Consider the following 17,902-nt stretch of genomic DNA (forward strand, 5'->3'; position numbering starts at 1 on the left):
TCATAAAGGTAATTTATCGCCCTTTGAGGTCAATTTGATGAAAATGCGTTAATAATAATCAAGGTTGTTTGTGATAGATTTAGGCTCATTCACTCGGGAAGGCACGTTAAGCCAACCGCCCCGCTAGCCTGACTCTGCTAGAATCCGCGTCTATTGGTTAATTTGACTGCGCCACCATACATAACAACATTGCTGCACAACAAGGAATGCAAATGAAGAAACTGCTCCCCCTTCTCATCGGACTCAGCCTGGGCGGCTTTAGTACGATAAGCCAGGCCGAAAACCTGATGCAGGTCTATCAGCAAGCCAGGACAAGTAACCCGGACCTGCGCAAATCTGCTGCTGACCGGGATGCTGCATTCGAAAAAATTAACGAAAGCCGCAGTCCTTTATTACCGCAACTCGGATTAGGTGCGGATTACAATTATACCAATGGCTACCGTGATGCGAATGGCGTTAACAGCGATGTTGGCAGCGCCAGCCTGCAATTAACGCAGACCATCTTTGATATGTCAAAATGGCGCGCCCTGACGCTGCAGGAAAAAACTGCCGGTATTCAGGATGTGTCTTATCAGACTGATCAACAATCACTGATCCTGAATTCCGCAACGGCTTATTTCAACGTCCTGAGTGCGATCGATTCACTCTCGTATACCGAAGCGCAGAAACAGGCTATTTACCGTCAGCTGGATCAAACCACTCAACGTTTTAACGTGGGCCTGGTGGCTATTACCGACGTGCAAAACGCCCGTTCACAATACGACACCGTATTGGCAAACGAAGTGACTGCCCGTAATAACCTGGATAACGCGCTGGAATCCCTGCGTCAGGTTACCGGTATGTATTATCCGCAACTGTCTTCCCTGAATGTCGACAACTTCAACACCACGCGTCCGCAACCGGTCGCCACGCTGTTGAAAGAAGCAGAAAGCCGTAACCTGAGCTTGCTGTCTGCGCGTCTGTCACAGGATCTGGCACGTGAGCAAATCCGCTATGCGGAAACCGGCCACATGCCAACGGTTGATCTGACGGCCTCTACCGGCATCAGCAATACCAAATACCACGGCGACAAAACCGGCGGTTCTTCAAGCTATCAGGATGCTGACGCAGGCCAGAACAAAATTGGTCTGAGCTTCTCCCTGCCATTGTACAGCGGCGGTTCTGTCACCTCTCAGGTGAAACAGGCGCAGTATAATTTCGTGGGCGCCAGCGAACAGCTTGAAAGCGCACACCGCAGCGTCGTGCAAACCGTTCGTTCTTCCTTCAACAACATCTCTGCCTCGATCAGCAGCATCAACGCCTATAAACAAGCCGTTGTTTCTGCACAGAGTTCTTTAGATGCGATGGAAGCCGGTTACCAGGTCGGTACCCGTACCATCGTTGATGTGCTGGATGCCACCACCACGCTGTACAATGCCAAACAACAGCTTTCCAGCGCACGTTACACGTACCTGATTAATCAGCTGAACATTAAATCAGCGCTGGGTACGCTGAACGAAAGCGACCTGCTGGCACTGAACGGTGCTTTGGGTAAACCTGTTCCGACAGCACCCGATCAGGTTGCGCCAGAAACGCCAGATCAGGATGCCGCTGCAGACGGTTACGGCAACAAAACCGCGGCTGCACCTGCACCACGCGTTCAACAAGCCAGCGCATCCACAGCAACGACCACACCGAAGAAAAGCGGCAATCCTTTCCAGAACTGATACGGAAAAGTTTCCCTGCGTTTCGACTAAGGCAGCCTGAAAAGGCTGCTTTTTTTTGCCTGTGTCACGCCGCTCTGTAAAGTCTCGTAACAATTGCCTGTCGCTGCTTTAACAATCAGCCGCTTTCCCCTATTCTTAGGCCCTACTGGGAAAGGGCAAAAAAGCCCTACACATGGGATAAGAACGATGAAACGGACACAACGCGTTAACCTGGCTACCTTCCGTAAATCATGGCGTAGCTCTCGAATCACTCCTGTCGCTCTGGCAGTCAGCGCAGTCTTTATGCTGGCCGGCTGCGAGAAAACCGACGAAACCGTTTCTCTGTATCAGAACGCTGATGACTGCTCGAAAGCCAATCCTTCCGGCAGCGCGCAATGTGTCGCAGCGTATGATGCAGCGAAACAGGAAGCGGCTAAAACCGCACCAAAATATGCCAGCCGCGAAGACTGTATCGCTGAATTCGGCGAAGGCCAGTGTACTCAGGCTCCGGCACAGTCTGGCGTCGCGACGGCTGAAAACCAGAGCAGCGGTGGCAGCATGTGGATGCCGCTGATGGCAGGTTACATGATGGGCCGCATGATGAGCGGTGGCGGTTACGCGCAACAGCCATTATTCAGCTCAAAAAACCCGGCCAGCCCGGCGAACGGTAAATTCGTCGATGCGACCGGTAAAAACTACGGCCCGGCAACTGCGGGCGGCCGGACCATGAACGTTCCGAGAACGGCGATGGCCCCTAAACCTGCCGTGACCAACACCATCACCCGTGGCGGTTTTGGCGACAGCGTGGCAAAACAAACGTCGATGCAACGCAGCTCTTCTGCCACGTCACGCAGCCCTGGCCGCAGCATGGGTGGCTAAGAGACTCTGATGAAACGTTTAGCCATTAACGAGCGCCCGGACTGGCGCGAAAAAGCCACGGAGTTTGGCTTCAACTTCCACACCATGTATGGCGAACCCTACTGGTGTGAAGATGCTTATTACCAGTTCACGCTGGCGCAGATCGAAGAGATCGAAGACGCGACGGCGGAGATTCATCAGATGTGCCTGAAGGTCGTTGAGCGCGTGGTGAATGACGACAAACTGATGGCGAAATTCCAGATCCCAAAACATGTCTGGGAATTTGTCCGCAGTTCATGGCGCACGCAACAGCCTTCGCTGTATTCACGTCTGGATCTGGCCTATGACGGCGTCAATCCGCCGAAGCTGCTGGAAAATAACGCCGATACGCCGACGTCTTTGTATGAAGCCGCTTTCTTCCAGTGGCTATGGCTTGAAGATCAGATAGCTGCAGGCAATTTGTCGCAAGACGCTGATCAGTACAACAGTCTGCAGGAAAAGCTGATTGAGCGTTTTGCCGAGCTGAAAAATCAGCATGGTTTCTCGTTGCTGCACATCGCCTGCTGTCAGGACACTGAAGAAGATCGCGGTACGGTGCAATATTTGCAGGACTGCGCGCTGGAAGCAGAACTGGCCAGCGAATTCCTGTTTATCGAGGAAATCGGGCTCGGAGAACGCGGACAATTCACCGATACGCAGGATCAGGTGATTTCGAATCTGTTCAAGCTGTATCCGTGGGAATTCATGTTCCGCGAAGTCTTCGCGACCAAACTGGAAGATGCCGGTGTTCGCTGGCTGGAACCGGCCTGGAAAGCCATTCTGTCGAATAAAGCCTTGTTACCGCTGTTGTGGGAAATGTTCCCGGATCACCCGAACCTGTTACCGGCTTATTTTGCCGAAGACCCGCATCCGGAACTGGATCACTACGTGGTGAAGCCGCTGTTTTCCCGCGAAGGCGCGAACATTAAAGTCATCGAGAAAGGCCAGGAAGTGGCCCGCGTTGATGGCCCGTATGGCGCGGAAGGCATGATCGTGCAGCAGTTCCATCCGCTGCCGGTGTTTGAAGGCAGTTACACGCTGATCGGCAGCTGGCTGGTCAACGATCAACCTTGCGGCATCGGCATCCGCGAAGATAAAGCACTGATCACCCAGGATCTGTCACGTTTCTATCCGCATACTATTGTCGGATAAAAAAACTAAAAAAGGATAATGAATAAATTCATTATCCTTTTTATTCGCCAAATCAACCTACCTGAACGGAAAGCATCGAAAGCGATCCCATTACGATCCCGTCCGTTGGCTGCGTGATTGGCTCAGCACCATCCCACGCCCCTAAAACGTACAGTAATGGCAGATAGTGATCCGGAGACGGATTGGATAACGCGCCGCCTTCGTGCTCCATAAATTTCACCAGAGGATGATCTTTCGCCTCACCTTTCCAGTTCAGATTATCTTTCACATATGTCTCGAAAGATGTCGCCCACGGATAAGCTTCGGCGTTACCGTCCCATTTTACCATCCGCAGGTTGTGGACTACGTTACCGCTGGCGACAATCATTACCCCTTCGTCACGTAAAGCCGCGAGCTTCTTGCCTAATTCATAATGGAATTCAGGGGGTTGCGTGCCATCAATACTCAGCTGGATCACCGGAATATCCGCGTCAGGATACATCTTGATCAGCACACCCCAGGTACCGTGGTCGAAGCCCCACTCGTGGGTATCGGAAATCACATTCACCGGGCTGAGTAATTCCTGAACACGTTTTGCCAGCGCCGGTGAACCGGGTGCCGGATAGCGCTTATCAAACAGCGCCTGCGGGAACCCTCCAAAGTCATGAATGGTGCGCGGATTCTCCATTGCCGTTACTGCAGTGCCGCGCGTGAACCAGTGCGCTGACACGGCCAGAATCGCTTTTGGACGCGGTAATGTTTCGCCCAGCGCATGCCAGGCGCGGGTATACACATTGTCCTCCAGCACGTTCATCGGGCTGCCGTGGCCTAAGAAAAGTGCGGGCATACGTTGAGTCGTCATCATGAATTCCTTACCGCAAGATAAAAGAGAGCAGCCAGTGAGTCACCTGCCGCGTGATGACCATACGGTACTCTTTTTGATTACCGCTGACAGTCGGATAACCATGAAGGAGATATTCAATAAATTTGATGAAAAAAATCAAAGAAGGCAGGAGGAGTCTATTTTGCAAAGACCCATTTTGGCAATAAGCGGCAATAAAAAGCAAAAAGGCCGCATAAGCGGCCTTTTCTGTTACGCACAACCCGTTACTTAGCTTGCCTGACGGGTCTGCGCCTGACGATAGGCCACCAGATCGGCGATGGTCACTACCGGCATATTATGCCGACGGGCAAAGACAATAACTTCAGGCGCATGCGCCATACTGCCGTCGTCATTAGTCAGTTCACACAGCACGCCGTAAGGCTTCAGGCCTGCCAGCGTCGCCAGATCAACCGACGCTTCAGTGTGACCGCCACGGGACAGCACACCACCAGCCTGCGCGCGCAGCGGGAAGATATGCCCCGGACGATTCAGGTCAGAAGGTTTCGCGCCATCTTTGATGGCTGCACGAATAGTGGTGATACGGTCGGCAGCAGAAACACCGGTAGTCACACCTTCAACCGCTTCAATAGTCACGGTAAATGGCGTCTGGAACGGGCTGGAGTTGTTCTCAACCATCATTGGTAAATCCAGCTTTTTACGGCTGTCTTCGTTCATGGTCAGGCAAACAATACCGCTGCCGTGGCGAATGGTCAGTGCCATTTGCTCAACGGTCATGTTTTCAGCGGCAAAGATTAAATCGCCTTCGTTTTCACGATCTTCGTCATCCAGCACCAACACACCCACGCCGTTACGCATGGCGTCAATAGCACGCTCAACGCGTTCAGCTGATGTACCGAATTCGGAAAGTAGGGTCTGATTCATGGTAAAAATAACCTCATGTTCTGTATGTGGATTACCAGAATCAGGGCGTCTTGAGGAGGCTAGCTGCAGCCGCCAGATGGCGTGCTACAGTTATAAAAAATAACGCAGCGGGCAATATTTGCCCGGCTTGAATCGTTACTCTCTCCCATCCGGACTTTAACCGTCGGCCCCGGAATTACACCGGATCTGCTGACCTCTAACCCCGAAGGATTGAGCGCTCGCGGGCTTCCACATGGAAGGGATTATGATCCTTCCGATATTCCGTGGTTTACCGCCGGTGGGGACTTTCACCCCGCCCTGAGAATAAGCAAAACAACTATAGCGCCAATAAATGAGCAGAGCAATCCTGTGGTTTGTCCAATTAGTGCCCCTGAAGGTTTATAGAAACAGCATCAGCGATTACACTAAGGAAAAGCACCTCCTTCGAGAAAAGGAAATAACATGATTGACCCGAAAAAAATTGAACAAATTGCCCGCCAGGTTCACGAATCTATGCCTAAAGGGATCCGTGAGTTTGGTGAAGATGCCGAAAAGAAAATCCGTCAGGTATTGCAGGCGCAGTTCAGCCGCATGGATTTAGTCAATCGCGAAGAGTTTGATGTTCAGACCCAGGTTTTACTGCGTACCCGTGAAAAACTGGCTGTACTGGAACAACGTCTTGCTGCGCTGGAAGGCAAGCTGACTGAAGCGGAAAAGCCGCAAGATCCGGCCTGATTATTGCGAATGATATCATCAGAAAAGGCCTGCTCAGCAGGCCTTTTTGCTGTGCGAAATCGGCCTTACCGTACATGAAGTACCGTTGTGGCGCGTGGCAATAACAGCCACAATCCTGCAAACACCACGACTGCATACAGCGCTTTCCAGCCGACCATCGCCAGCAATCCGCAGCACAATACAGCGCCCAGCATCGCCATCCATTTCGAGCGTCCTGCCAGGATCCGGATCCCCGCCAGCATACATAACAGATAAATCAGGATGAAAATCCCATTGGCGTAAGTGATCAGCGCGCCGAGCGGCAGGTGCAGCCAGTAAATCAGTAACGTAAACAACGCGCAGCAGCCCACCACTAAATTCAGCGCGGGCACCGGCACTTGCTGAGCGGAAAGCTGTGCGAGTTTACTTTGCGGCTTGAGCTGAGCCTGTGACCACACCAGCCGGGCGAAACTCTGGGTATAAATATTCACGCTGGCAAAACACGCCAGATAGCCAATAATGCAGGCGATCCACAACGCTTTTTGTCCGAAGAGCTGCACGACGATACCCGGCAATGATGCGCCGGCTTCCCGCCCTTCTCCCCAGGCATGGAATTTCAGCACCGCTACCGTACATCCCCAGTAAACTGCGCCAGCCACCAGCATGCCGATCAACAACGCGCGCGGGAAATCCCGTTCCGGATGACGAAATTCGGTCGCCAGATGCGCGAAAGCCTCAAGTCCGACAAAACACCAAAACATCACCGCCAGCGCGTCAAACAGGTTCGATGGTGAGACGTCACGCACCGAAGGCAGCGGAATTTCAGGCAGAGAAATATCCCCTTTCCACCAGATTGCCACCACCAGCGCGATCACCAGACAAGCGATTAGCGTTTGAATATTGGCACTGGACCCGGCACTGCGTGTGCCGAGGAACCAGATAACAAACAGCGTACCCAACTGCACCAGCAGCAGGTTTATGCTGCTCCAGCCAAAGGCGGCCTGCCAGAAACCGGCAGCAATATGCAATGCGGCGGGCAATCCGACCGGAATAACTGACAGGAATAACCAACCGGTGACCCGCGCCATATGCGGCCCGAAAGCTTTGCCGACAAAATGCGCTGCACCGCCCGCGCTGGGGAAATGCCGCCCAAGCGCAGCAAACCCGATGGCTATCGGAAACACCAGCAGGATCAGCACCGGCCACGCCCACAGGCTGTCATTTTGTGCCAGCTGAGCCGCCAGTGCAGGCACCGCAAAGACACCAGTCCCCAGTAATGAGGTTGAAAGCAGCCCGACGCCCTGCGCCAGACTCAGTTCCTGTTTTAATCCGCTCACAACAGAGCCACTTCCGTTTTGCGTTATTGATTGAAAAATCAAAAAGAAAAGGGCTTATCAGATAAGCCCTTCAGTGCAGATAACATGGTCTTCCCGGAGGAAATCAGTCCTGCGCTTTGATCTGATTGATGATTTTGGTAGTGGACAAACCATCTTCAAAATTCAGCACACGGACTTCGCCGCCATTCGCCCAGACTTCCTGACAACCGGCGATTTGCTCAGGCTTATAGTCGCCACCTTTCACCAGCAGATCAGGCAAGATCCCGGCGATCAAACGCTGCGGCGTGTCTTCATCAAAAGAAACCACCCAGTCCACGGCACCCAGTGCGCCCAGCACGATCATGCGGTTTTGCAGCGCGTTTACGGGACGGGTTTCGCCTTTCAGGCGTTTGGTCGAAGCATCGCTGTTAACGGCGACAATCAGACGGTCGCCCAGTTTGCGGGCGTTTGCCAGGTAAGAAACGTGTCCGGCATGCAGAATGTCAAAGATGCCGTTGGTCATCACGACTTTCTCGCCGCGCTGACGCGCCATCGCCACGGCGGCTTTTAGCTGTTCTTCGTTCATCACGCCAAAACCAACGTCTGAACGCCCGCCGATCGCATTTTCCAGTTCAACCGGCGAAACGGTTGAGGTGCCGAGTTTACCCACCACCACACCGGCGGCGGCGTTCGCCAGGAAGCAGGATTCTTCCAGCGTATTACCGGCGGCAAGAGCCGCGGCCAGCGTACCGATCACCGTGTCACCGGCGCCGGTCACGTCATACACTTCCTGCGCCTGCGTTGGCATATGGAATGGCGCTTTGCCTGGCTGTAACAAGGTCATGCCGTGTTCAGAACGGGTGACCAGAAGCGCGGAAAGTTCGAAATCAGCGATCAGTTGCATACCACGGGCGACAATTTCATCTTCGTTTTTGCAACGACCGACAACGGCTTCGAATTCGGACAGATTTGGTGTCAGTAAAGTCGCACCACGGTAACGTTCGAAATCAGATCCTTTAGGATCAACCAGCACCGGTACGCCAGCTTTTCTCGCCAGCTGGATCATTTTCTGCACTTCAGTCAGTGCACCTTTGGCGTAGTCTGACAGCACCAGTGCGCCACTTTGTGGTAAAGCTTGTTCGATTTTGGTCAGCATCGGCTGGAGATCAACACCTTCAAAACCTTCTTCAAAGTCGAGGCGGATCAGTTGCTGGTTACGGGACAATATACGCAGCTTAGTGATGGTCGGATGCGTGGATAACGCCACGAAATCGCAGTTTACTTTCACTTCCGCCAGACGCTCACTCAGGGCACGGGCGGCATCGTCAACGCCGGTCAGACCGATCAGACGCGAAGAAGCACCGAGAGACGAAATGTTCATCGCCACGTTTGCCGCGCCGCCAGGACGTTCCTCGATGGTATTGACCTTCACCACCGGCACCGGCGCTTCCGGTGAAATACGATTGGTCGGGCCATACCAGTAGCGATCTAACATTACGTCACCGACAACCAGCACACCCGCGCGGTGAAAATCAGGCAAAGTCACTTTCATCCCAAGACTCCAAAACAGATAAATCAAATCGGGTAAACACAATGCGCCGGATAATATCACAAGCGCCTGTTACCCGAATAAAAACCCTCAGCCCAGCCAGTTCGCCCAGCTGGCGCGGATTTGCGCGCGCTCCGCCGCAAAACTGTCTGCGGCCACTTTCCCGCTGTGCTCCTGCAAAGCGAGGTGATGAATTTCATCGCGCAGCGTGACATAAGCCTGCGTCAGATTTCGAGCCTCTTCTTCCGGCATGATGTCGTGTTGCGCCATCAGCTCAAAAATCCTCACATTATCGGACCAGCGCGTCAGCTTCGGCTCATCATGCGCGAAACGCAGAACCAGATATTGTGCAATGAATTCAATATCCGTAATGCCACCCGGATCCGCTTTCAGATCGAACTCGTCGGCTTTTTTACTGCCCAGATGGGCATACATTTTCTCGCGCATTTCACGGACCTCCTTACGCAGTCCTTCACCATCGCGCTGGCGGCAAAGAATGTCGCGACGCGTGGCATTAAATTGCTGCGTCAGTTGCGGATCACCGTAAACCACGCGCGCGCGAACCAGCGCCTGATGCTCCCATGTCCAGGCTTCATTGGCCTGATAATCGGCAAAAGCTTCGATGGTGCTGACCAGCATGCCGGAGGCACCGGAAGGTCGCAGACGCGGGTCAACCTCATAAAGAATGCCTGACGACGTACGGGTGCTGAATAAATGCATGATGCGCTGCGCCAGCCGCAGATAAAACTGACGCCCGTCGATGCTGCGTTCGCCATCGGTCATTACCTCCGGCGCACAGTCGAGCAGGAAGACCAGATCCAGATCCGAGCTGTAACCCAGCTCCCAGCCACCGAGTTTTCCGTAACCGACCACGGCAAAACCGCGCCCTTCACGGTGCTGAAGATGCGCTGGCTGACCGTATTTTACGACCATCTGTTCCCACGCCTGTTGCACCACAACGTCGAGAATGGCCTCCGCAAGGTAGGTTAAATGGTCACTGACTTTCATCACCGGCAATGCGCCGGAAATATCCCCGGCTGCAATGCGCAGATGCTGCGCCTGCTTGAACTGACGTACCGCTTCAAGCTGTTGTTCTTCGTCTTCCGTCGGCACCCGCATCAGATACTGGCGCAGTTCGTCGCGGTACGCGCCCGGCTCCACCGGCTGGTAAAGCGTGCGTGTGTCGAGCAGTTCATCGAGCAATAAAGGATGGCGGGCGAGTTGGCTCGCGACCATCGGTGAAGCGGCGCACAGGCGGATTAACTGTTTGAGCGCACCGGGGTATTCCACCAGCAGCTCGATATACGTCGTACGTGTGACGATATTGAGCAGCAACTGCATCAGGCGCTGTAACGTCACATCGGCATTTTTATAGGTGCAGACCTGCGCCAGCAAACGCGGCATCAGCAAATCCAGCTGGTCACGACCACGCGGCCCGATCGTGCGTTTATCTACATCACGGCGGAAATCGGCAATCTGATATAAAACATGTCGTTGCGCGTTTTCGTCAAGTTGCGGCACCAGTGGCGCCAGCTCGGCAGGCTCAAGCGCATCAATCCATAAACTGCTGAACTGGGAGAGTTGCACATCATCTTCAGCATCTGGCGTGTCATCACCAATCAGCTCGTTAAACACCGAGCGCACGGCCTGCATGTGAGCATTCACTGCATCCAGAAGCTGCGGCCAGCCGGCATAATTCATCCCCCACGCCAGACGTGCCTGATTCAGTTCATCTGACGGTAAGGTTTGTGTTTGCTCGTCCGCTATTGCCTGCAACAGATTTTCCAGACGGCGCAGGAACAGATAGCTGTTACGCAACTGCAACACCTGTTCTACCGGCAACAGCCCCAGATTTTCCAGCGCCTGAAGCGTTGGCAGCAACGCACGCTGCTGCAATGCCGGTTCGCGCCCGCCACGGATCAGCTGGAATACCTGCACGATAAATTCAATCTCACGGATACCGCCTGCGCCGAGTTTGATGTTGTCTTTCAGACCCCGGCGGCGTACTTCACGAGCGATCATGCCTTTCATGTTACGCAGGGACTGGATCACACTGAAATCGATATAACGGCGGAAGACAAATGGCATCAGCATTTTGCGCAATTCCTGACTGCTGATGTCCTCCGCGCCGCCCATCAGACGCGCTTTCACCATCGCGTAACGCTCCCAGTCACGCCCCTGTTCCTGATAATAATCCTCCAGTGCCGGGAAGCTCATCACCAGCGGGCCGCTGTCGCCGAACGGGCGCAAACGCATGTCCACGCGATATACAAAACCGTCGATAGTGGGCTGATCCAGCACTTTGATCAGCCGCTGGCCGAGACGGGTGAAAAACTGTGCATTATCCAGTTCACGCCGCCCGCCGCGGGTCTGACCATTTTCCGGATAAGCAAAAATCAGATCGATATCCGAGGAGAAATTCAGCTCGCCGCCGCCCAGTTTACCCATCCCGAGGATCAGCATTCTTTGCGGTTCGCCAGCAGCATTGACCGGCGTACCAAACTCGCGACAGCAAGCGTCGTAAAGCCAGCCGCGGGCGCTGACAATCAATAATTCCGCCAGTTCACTCAACTGATGAAGCGTGTCTTTCGCTTCACTGGTTTGCGCGGACTGCGACCACGCAATGCGGGTCAGAATGCGACGACGAAACAGACGTAACGCTTTCATCAGCCCGGCTTCGTCAGCCACCTGTGTCAGCGATTCCTCCAGCCACTGGCGGTAAAGTTGCCACTCCTGCGCCTGAGGGGGATTTTGGTCAATTTCATGCCACCACTGCGGAAAAGCCAGCAAACTGTCCGTTACGAATTCACTGCTGCTCAGCACGGCCAGTTGCGCATCATCGGGAAGGGGCAGGTTTTCAGGATGTTCACGCCAGCGTTCAAGCAAACTCTGCGCATGGCTTTGCAAAACAGAAGAAAGTGGCAACATGAAGTCAGATTCCTTGCAAAAAAAAGCCCGGGCAATTTGCCCAGGCTTATCAGTCAATTAACGAGGTTGTCCGTTTAACCAGAAAGCATCCATCATCACCGCGTGAGAACGGGCCGAATCCTCCCAGGCGTGCTGCTGCTGAACGATGGCCTGTTGCAGATCGGCCCAGCCGGCAATATACGCGGCAACGTCTTTTTCAGGGTAAGCACCGGCCAGCAAATGGAAGGTAATGATCTGGCGTTTAAGGCGCGCCAGTTGGTCACGATAGCCTTCTTCCGTCAGCGGCTGTGCAAAGGCTTCTTTCAGATCGGCGGCAGTGCGGCCGAGCATGATGTCAGCAAAGCGCTTGAAGGAACCGTCCATTTTTTTCGCGGATTTATCATCAATAAACGGCGCCCACCCTGATGTTGCCAGCCAGGAAGTAAGCACTAACTTGCATTTCAGATATGCCGCGCTGTAACAGATTTCCTGTGCATCCGCCGATTTCTGTTCCAGAACCGGCACCAGATCAGTAAGTAAGGTACGCAGCTCAGAAGAGGCTTTACGCGGCACAAGTCCGCCGAACAGCACCAGAACCTGGCGCACAGTTTCCACGGCCTGCAACACAGTCAGGCGCGCAGTTTTGTCGCCGCGAACCCACAATTCTTCATGATATTGCCAGTGATCCAGCGCCAGTTCGAACATCGCAGACATAGCCTGCTCAACCGTAGCTTTCGGTTTCGCTTTAAACACCGGCAGCGGTTTGATGTCACGGGCAGGATTGCCCTTTGCAAGATGATAACCACGAGCCGCCTTGCTGAAACCACCCTGCCGCAAGCCGCCGTGCGCGCCAATTTCAGCCGCCAGCGCCAGTAAATCAGCGGTGTTACCTTTTTTCAGCTCAAGTTCAATTTCAGCCAGTGGTTCGTTTAATTCGCCAGCCACCACTTCGCCCTGATCTAACCCAAGTTCGATCTCGCTTTCGCCGTAAGTGATCACCCACTTCTCGCGGGTGAAATCCGTGCGGAAGAGCGGAGCGAGTTCTTTCTGCAATGCAGCGGGTTTGCACCCTTCCGGCCAGATATCTTTCGGGAACGCGCTCAGTTTCAACACCGGCTTTTTCAGCTCAACGTTGTATTCAGGGCGCTGATGTAACCCCCCCACCACTTTGCCACCGGTTTTGATGGTCATTTCATACTGATCGTCAAAACCACGGATCCGCAGACCCATGTCATGCGAACGTAAATAGTTTTCCGCAGTCTCAAAATAGATGTTGGTCAGTTTCGAAGGCGCGGTGTGCACGCTGTTAAAACCAGCGAGTTGCGAAGGTAATTCGGCGATTGCGGCCGGGGTGGCGATAAATTTTAATTCTATTTCTACGGTCATATGAGTCTTCACACCGATTCTTTGCTGCCAAAAGGGATTAACGCGTCGCTGCCAATTCTATCATAAGCACAGCGCGCAAGCCGCATGTTGCGGGATTGTAAGATAGTTCTCATTCCGGTTTATACATTGCGTCGTCACACTGTTGCCCTTACTATCGGTCTCCAACTTTTAGTACTTATATGAGTGCAATGGCCGGACAGTGGCGGTTGCCAGAAGACGTATCCTGATAAAACGGATCCACACTTCACGTTCCCTAAATTCACAAAGAAACGATGAAATAATGCAGAAATTACGCCTAATTGGTTTCGCTTTGCTTGGTTTAAGCATGACATGGGGCGCTCACGCTGATGAGAAGCGCTATATCTCCGACGATTTGATTACCTATATCCACAGTGGTCCAGGTAATCAGTATCGCATCGTTGGCACCCTGAATGCCGGTGAAGAAGTCACCCTGCGCAGTGTCAACGACAGTACGAAATACGGTGAGATTGTTGATTCAAAAGGTAAAACCGCCTGGATCCCGCTTGATCAGTTAAGCAATGTGCCGAGCTTGCGTACCCGCGTTCCGGATCTGGAACAACAGGTGAAAACGCTGACCGACAAGCTGACCAATATTGATTCCAGCTGGAACCAGCGCACGGCAGAAATGCAGGCCAAAGTCTCTTCCAGTGACGGCATCATCAACGGCCTGAAGAAAGAAAATCAGGATTTGAAAAATCAGCTGATCGTGGCGAAGAAGAAGGTTGACGCGGTCAATGTGCAGCTCGACGACAAACAAAGAACCATTATTTTACAATGGTTTATGTATGGCGGCGGTGTCGCGGGTGTCGGTCTGGTGCTGGGTCTGCTGTTGCCACATCTCATCCCACGTCGCAGGAAAAAAGATCGCTGGATGAGCTGACAGCTCAGCATCCTGATCGTTTCCCTAAGGCACTTCGGTGCCTTTTCGTGTTTCCATCAGTCAGGAAATCTTCAGCGCAACTTTGCTATGATGAAGACAGAGTCCTTTGGCTAATTTCAGGAGTTATCGCGTGGAGATTTACCTGGTCGGCGGCGCAGTCCGAGACAGTTTATTAAACCTGCCTGTGTCTGAACACGATTGGGTGGTAGTGGGCGCGACGCCTGAATATATGCTCGAAAATGGCTATCAGCAGGTCGGTAAAGATTTTCCGGTCTTCCTGCATCCGGTCACTCACGATGAATATGCGCTGGCCCGTACTGAGCGGAAATCTGGCTCCGGTTATAACGGCTTTACCTGTTATGCCGCACCGGATGTCACGCTGGAACAAGATCTGATGCGTCGGGATCTGACCATTAATGCCATCGCCAAAAGCAACGATGGCGAACTTTTCGATCCCTATCACGGTCAGCGTGATATCGAACAACGCCTTTTGCGCCACGTTTCCGATGCTTTCGGCGAAGATCCGCTGCGGGTTCTGCGCGTTGCCCGCTTTGCTGCACGCTTCGCGCATTTAGATTTCACGGTCGCCCCGGAAACGCAGGCGCTGATGCAACAGATGGCGGAAAGCGGTGAGCTGGAAGCCCTCACACCTGAACGTGTGTGGAAAGAAACTGAGAAAGCGTTACAAACGCAGGATCCGCAGGTCTATTTCCAGGTGCTGCGCGATTGTGGCGCCCTGAAAGTGCTGTTTCCTGAAATCGATGCATTATTTGGCGTGCCTGCACCGGCGAAATGGCATCCGGAAATTGATACCGGCATACATACGCTGATGACGCTGAAAATCGCCAGCACCCTGACGCCTGACGTCGATGTGCGTTTTTCGGCGCTTTGCCATGATTTGGGTAAGGCTCTGACGCCGCCGCAATTCTGGCCTGCCCATCACGGTCATGGCCCGGCGGGCGTGAAACTGGTGGAGGAACTCTGCCAGCGGCTGAAAGTGCCGACGCACATTCGTGATTTAGCGAAACTGGTCGCGGAGTTCCATGACCTGATCCACACCGTCAATAAACTGCGTCCGGAAACCTTGTTAAAACTGTTCGACACCATTGATGTCTGGCGCAAACCGCAGCGTCTTGAGCAGATGATCATGACCAGTGAAGCCGATGCGCGCGGGCGTACGACATTTGAAAATAATCCCTATCCGCAAGGCGATTACCTGCGTGAAGCCTTTGCAGTCGCCAGCAGCGTTTCAAATAAAGAGGTGCTGGATGCGGGTTTCCAGGGTATGGCTATCCGTGATGAACTGAAGAAACGCCGTACTCAGGCGCTCGCCGACTGGAAACAAACTCAGGACGTGGCGATTTAAACGCTGGCTTTATTCATAAGAAAAGCCCCGCCGGTGATTCACCGTGCGGGGCTTTTTATTGCCTCAGGGAAGCAAAAATCAGGCGATAAACACAAAATACACGGCAATTGCCACGAAGAAACGGTAAATCGCAAACGGGATAAACGAAATACGTTTAATCACCGCCAGGAAGGTTTTAATTGCGATCAACGCAACAATGAACGCAGAGACAAACCCTGTGGCAAACATCGGTAAATCCGCCATATTCAGGAAGCTGTAGCTCTTGTACAAATCCAGGGCCGTCGCGCCCATCATCATCGGCACCGCCAGCAGGAAAGAGAACTCAGATGCCGCAAAACGGCTGATCCCCATTAACATCCCCCCACTGATGGTTGCCCCTGAGCGGGAGAACCCGGGCCAGAGCGCCAGACACTGAAAAACACCAATCATAAACGCCTGCACGTAGGTGATGTCATCCAGTCCCTCGGCACGCGGTTTTTTAGGTTTCAGCAACTCGGCAGCAATCAGCAAAATACCGCCGACCACCAGTGCATACATGACATATTTTGGCTCGAACAACGCTTTGATTTGAGAGTGCAGAAGCAGCCCCAGTACCGTTGCCGGAATCATCCCCAAAATAATATGCAATAAATTTAAACGACGAGAACCCGAGCCTTCATGAACCGGCGGTTTACCAAAATGCAAACCTATCATGTTGAACAAACGACGCCAGAACATCACGACCACGGCCAGAATTGAACCTAACTGGATAACCACTTCAAATGATTTTGAGGTATCTCCGGTAAAGCCAAGAAGATTGCCGACAATAATCAAATGACCGGTAGAAGAAACAGGCAAAAACTCGGTGAGTCCTTCAACCACCCCCAAAATAGCCGCAACAAGCAAAGAATGACTTTCGACGATCATTATCGCACCCTACCCTTTAAAAGATCCGCTGATGGGAAATATGCTTACAATACACACAATAAAAAAGCGGCATCATGCTGAGCCGCTTCAGTAAAGAAAACCCGGCAACCCGGACTTTCCTTTTAACGCTTCTTTATGACATTCAATAGACAAGCGTTTTCTAAATTGTATCCATAACAGGATTTAAAAACGCTTTCCACGCTCGATAATCACGCCGACATTCGCTGCCTGAGCAACAGCGCCCGGTTTGCTGAGCTTAATCCGAACCCACGGAGAATTAAACCGGCTCAGCAGCAATGTCGCCACCTCTTCCGCTACGCGTTCAACCAGCGCAAAATTTTGTGAAGAAACATGCCCGATCACCGCATCACTGACATCAGCATAGCTTAAACAGTCATTCACATCGTCAGTGGCGGCGGACTTTTGGTTATCCCAGGCCATTTCGATATCGAATACCAGTTTCTGTTTAATGGTCTGTTCCCATTCGTAAGCGCCAATGGTAGTGATTACATTTAGTTGCTCAATAAATACGATATCCATCACGTGATTCTCTGTTTTTGGCCCAGCCGGATACCACTTCCAGCAGAAAATGCGTATTATCCATGGATGTTGCGATTAAAACGACCCTTATTAGACGGAACGGCTTTATGAGTGCTACCGCGCTTGGAATGATTATTTTCGCCTACCTCTGCGGCTCGATTTCCAGTGCTATTCTGGTCTGCCGGGTAGCCCGTTTACCCGATCCGCGCACAGCGGGCTCAGGTAATCCCGGCGCCACCAACGTTTTACGCCTGGGTGGCCGTCTGGCCGCTGCCGCTGTTCTGATTTTCGATGTCCTCAAAGGCATGCTGCCGGTCTGGCTGGCATACCGTCTGAACATTCCGCCTATGTATCTTGGCCTGACGGCCATCGCGGCATGTCTTGGCCATATCTATCCGGTCTTTTTCCGCTTTAAAGGCGGCAAAGGTGTTGCCACGGCGTTTGGTGCTATCGCCCCCATCGGCTGGGACCTGACCGGCCTGATGACCGGCACATGGCTGCTGACCGTGCTGCTGAGCGGCTATTCGTCACTGGGTGCGATCGTCAGCGCACTGATTGCGCCATTTTATGTCTGGTGGTTCAAACCGGAGTTCACCTTCCCGGTCGCCATGCTTTCCTGTCTGATCCTGTTGCGTCATCACGACAATATTCAGCGCCTGTGGCGTGGTCAGGAAGGAAAAATCTGGGATAGGCTGAAGAAAAAACGTAAAGCGGCGAAAGAAGATAAGACCGAATAGTCAGTAAAATGCAGATTGCAGACATAAAAAAACGACCTCAGGCGGGTAATGCCGATCGTTTAAGGATCAGTTGACCGATCCGGTGGCTCGTGTAAAAAGGGTTCATGCTCATCATGGACCCTT

16 protein-coding genes and 1 riboswitch are annotated in these 17,902 nt (G+C 52.9%); of the genes, 8 read left to right on the forward strand and 8 right to left on the reverse strand.

Annotated features, from left to right (window positions below; genetic code table 11):
• Positions 1-206 precede the first annotated feature (206 nt).
• The 3 genes from tolC (at position 207) to HGO41_RS16125 (ending at position 3,734) form a co-directional block, all read left to right on the forward strand.
• Positions 207-1,706: an outer membrane channel protein TolC gene (tolC, locus tag HGO41_RS16115; protein WP_269147796.1), complete on the forward strand. Its 1,500-nt coding sequence runs from the start codon at positions 207-209 to the stop codon at positions 1,704-1,706.
• Positions 1,707-1,892: 186 nt separating this feature from the next.
• Complete coding sequence (locus HGO41_RS16120; protein ID WP_013573962.1) at positions 1,893-2,564, forward strand: DUF1190 family protein; 672 nt, start codon at positions 1,893-1,895, stop codon at positions 2,562-2,564.
• Positions 2,565-2,573: 9 nt separating this feature from the next.
• On the forward strand, positions 2,574-3,734 hold the full coding sequence (locus HGO41_RS16125) for a glutathionylspermidine synthase family protein (RefSeq protein ID WP_013573961.1): 1,161 nt from the start codon (positions 2,574-2,576) through the stop codon (positions 3,732-3,734).
• A gap of 52 nt (positions 3,735-3,786) precedes the next feature.
• Here HGO41_RS16125 and ygiD read toward each other — a convergent pair whose 3' ends face one another.
• Entirely contained in the window at positions 3,787-4,575 is a 789-nt protein-coding gene (gene ygiD, locus HGO41_RS16130; protein WP_121020137.1) for a 4,5-DOPA-extradiol-dioxygenase, read from the reverse strand.
• Between the two features lies 1 nt (position 4,576).
• Here ygiD and HGO41_RS16135 point away from each other — a divergent pair, with 1 nt between their 5' ends.
• Complete coding sequence (locus tag HGO41_RS16135; protein WP_153375985.1) at positions 4,577-4,828, forward strand: ABC transporter ATP-binding protein; 252 nt, start codon at positions 4,577-4,579, stop codon at positions 4,826-4,828.
• Here HGO41_RS16135 and ribB read toward each other — a convergent pair.
• Positions 4,825-5,478 carry a 3,4-dihydroxy-2-butanone-4-phosphate synthase gene (ribB, locus tag HGO41_RS16140; RefSeq protein ID WP_112152109.1) on the reverse strand — a complete coding sequence of 218 codons (654 nt, stop codon included), beginning with the start codon at positions 5,476-5,478 and terminating at the stop codon, positions 4,825-4,827. The two genes, HGO41_RS16135 and ribB, sit on opposite strands and share 4 nt — an antisense overlap.
• Before the next feature lie 133 nt (positions 5,479-5,611).
• Positions 5,612-5,787: riboswitch (FMN riboswitch) on the reverse strand.
• Positions 5,788-5,919: 132 nt separating this feature from the next.
• Between ribB and ubiK the strand changes: the two genes are divergently transcribed.
• Positions 5,920-6,192 carry a ubiquinone biosynthesis accessory factor UbiK gene (gene ubiK / locus HGO41_RS16145; protein WP_015695854.1) on the forward strand — a complete coding sequence of 91 codons (273 nt, stop codon included), beginning with the start codon at positions 5,920-5,922 and terminating at the stop codon, positions 6,190-6,192.
• A gap of 65 nt (positions 6,193-6,257) precedes the next feature.
• Here the strand turns inward: ubiK and yjeH are convergent, their stop codons facing one another.
• From yjeH to HGO41_RS16165, 4 genes are all read right to left on the reverse strand, one after another.
• Positions 6,258-7,508, reverse strand: coding sequence for an L-methionine/branched-chain amino acid transporter (yjeH, locus tag HGO41_RS16150; protein ID WP_112197376.1), 1,251 nt, complete (start codon positions 7,506-7,508; stop codon positions 6,258-6,260).
• A 103-nt stretch (positions 7,509-7,611) separates the two neighbouring features.
• The gene (gene hldE, locus HGO41_RS16155) at positions 7,612-9,039 is read right to left on the reverse strand and encodes a bifunctional D-glycero-beta-D-manno-heptose-7-phosphate kinase/D-glycero-beta-D-manno-heptose 1-phosphate adenylyltransferase HldE (RefSeq protein WP_037034176.1); all 1,428 of its coding nucleotides are present in this window, start codon (positions 9,037-9,039) and stop codon (positions 7,612-7,614) included.
• Positions 9,040-9,126: 87 nt separating this feature from the next.
• A complete protein-coding gene (gene glnE, locus HGO41_RS16160) occupies positions 9,127-11,964 on the reverse strand; it encodes a bifunctional [glutamate--ammonia ligase]-adenylyl-L-tyrosine phosphorylase/[glutamate--ammonia-ligase] adenylyltransferase (RefSeq protein WP_112152107.1) in 2,838 nt (945 codons plus the stop codon).
• A gap of 57 nt (positions 11,965-12,021) precedes the next feature.
• Positions 12,022-13,329, reverse strand: coding sequence for a CYTH domain-containing protein (locus tag HGO41_RS16165; RefSeq protein ID WP_217244141.1), 1,308 nt, complete (start codon positions 13,327-13,329; stop codon positions 12,022-12,024).
• A 280-nt stretch (positions 13,330-13,609) separates the two neighbouring features.
• On the opposite strand from HGO41_RS16165, the gene HGO41_RS16170 reads away from it, so the two are divergent.
• Positions 13,610-14,230: a TIGR04211 family SH3 domain-containing protein gene (locus tag HGO41_RS16170; protein WP_013573952.1), complete on the forward strand. Its 621-nt coding sequence runs from the start codon at positions 13,610-13,612 to the stop codon at positions 14,228-14,230.
• 130 nt (positions 14,231-14,360) lie between these two features.
• On the forward strand, positions 14,361-15,596 hold the full coding sequence (locus HGO41_RS16175) for a multifunctional CCA addition/repair protein (RefSeq protein WP_013573951.1): 1,236 nt from the start codon (positions 14,361-14,363) through the stop codon (positions 15,594-15,596).
• Positions 15,597-15,674: 78 nt separating this feature from the next.
• Here the strand turns inward: HGO41_RS16175 and bacA are convergent, their stop codons facing one another.
• Both bacA and folB read right to left on the reverse strand, forming a co-directional pair.
• Positions 15,675-16,499, reverse strand: coding sequence for an undecaprenyl-diphosphate phosphatase (gene bacA, locus HGO41_RS16180; protein WP_037034331.1), 825 nt, complete (start codon positions 16,497-16,499; stop codon positions 15,675-15,677).
• Between the two features lie 186 nt (positions 16,500-16,685).
• A complete protein-coding gene (gene folB / locus HGO41_RS16185; RefSeq protein ID WP_013573949.1) occupies positions 16,686-17,042 on the reverse strand; it encodes a bifunctional dihydroneopterin aldolase/7,8-dihydroneopterin epimerase in 357 nt (118 codons plus the stop codon).
• Positions 17,043-17,149: 107 nt separating this feature from the next.
• Between folB and plsY the strand changes: the two genes are divergently transcribed.
• A complete protein-coding gene (gene plsY / locus HGO41_RS16190; protein WP_013573948.1) occupies positions 17,150-17,779 on the forward strand; it encodes a glycerol-3-phosphate 1-O-acyltransferase PlsY in 630 nt (209 codons plus the stop codon).
• Positions 17,780-17,902 lie beyond the last annotated feature (123 nt).

Source organism: Rahnella sp. CG8 (genome assembly GCF_023701875.1).
In the GTDB taxonomy this organism is placed as follows: Bacteria; Pseudomonadota; Gammaproteobacteria; order Enterobacterales; family Enterobacteriaceae; genus Rahnella; species Rahnella aceris.

Excerpts from the sequence above, each read along its gene's own strand:
- HGO41_RS16165 (WP_217244141.1), bottom strand. The coding sequence starts at position 13,329 with ATGACCGTAGAAATAGAATTAAAATTTATCGCCACCCCGGCCGCAATC.
- HGO41_RS16125 (WP_013573961.1), top strand. The coding sequence starts at position 2,574 with ATGAAACGTTTAGCCATTAACGAGCGCCCGGACTGGCGCGAAAAAGCC.
- hldE (WP_037034176.1), bottom strand. The coding sequence starts at position 9,039 with ATGAAAGTGACTTTGCCTGATTTTCACCGCGCGGGTGTGCTGGTTGTC.
- plsY (WP_013573948.1), top strand. The coding sequence starts at position 17,150 with ATGAGTGCTACCGCGCTTGGAATGATTATTTTCGCCTACCTCTGCGGC.
- glnE (WP_112152107.1), bottom strand. The coding sequence starts at position 11,964 with ATGTTGCCACTTTCTTCTGTTTTGCAAAGCCATGCGCAGAGTTTGCTT.
- tolC (WP_269147796.1), top strand. The coding sequence starts at position 207 with ATGCAAATGAAGAAACTGCTCCCCCTTCTCATCGGACTCAGCCTGGGC.
- ribB (WP_112152109.1), bottom strand. The coding sequence starts at position 5,478 with ATGAATCAGACCCTACTTTCCGAATTCGGTACATCAGCTGAACGCGTT.
- HGO41_RS16170 (WP_013573952.1), top strand. The coding sequence starts at position 13,610 with ATGCAGAAATTACGCCTAATTGGTTTCGCTTTGCTTGGTTTAAGCATG.
- HGO41_RS16120 (WP_013573962.1), top strand. The coding sequence starts at position 1,893 with ATGAAACGGACACAACGCGTTAACCTGGCTACCTTCCGTAAATCATGG.
- ubiK (WP_015695854.1), top strand. The coding sequence starts at position 5,920 with ATGATTGACCCGAAAAAAATTGAACAAATTGCCCGCCAGGTTCACGAA.
- folB (WP_013573949.1), bottom strand. The coding sequence starts at position 17,042 with ATGGATATCGTATTTATTGAGCAACTAAATGTAATCACTACCATTGGC.
- ygiD (WP_121020137.1), bottom strand. The coding sequence starts at position 4,575 with ATGACGACTCAACGTATGCCCGCACTTTTCTTAGGCCACGGCAGCCCG.
- HGO41_RS16135 (WP_153375985.1), top strand. The coding sequence starts at position 4,577 with ATGAATTCCTTACCGCAAGATAAAAGAGAGCAGCCAGTGAGTCACCTG.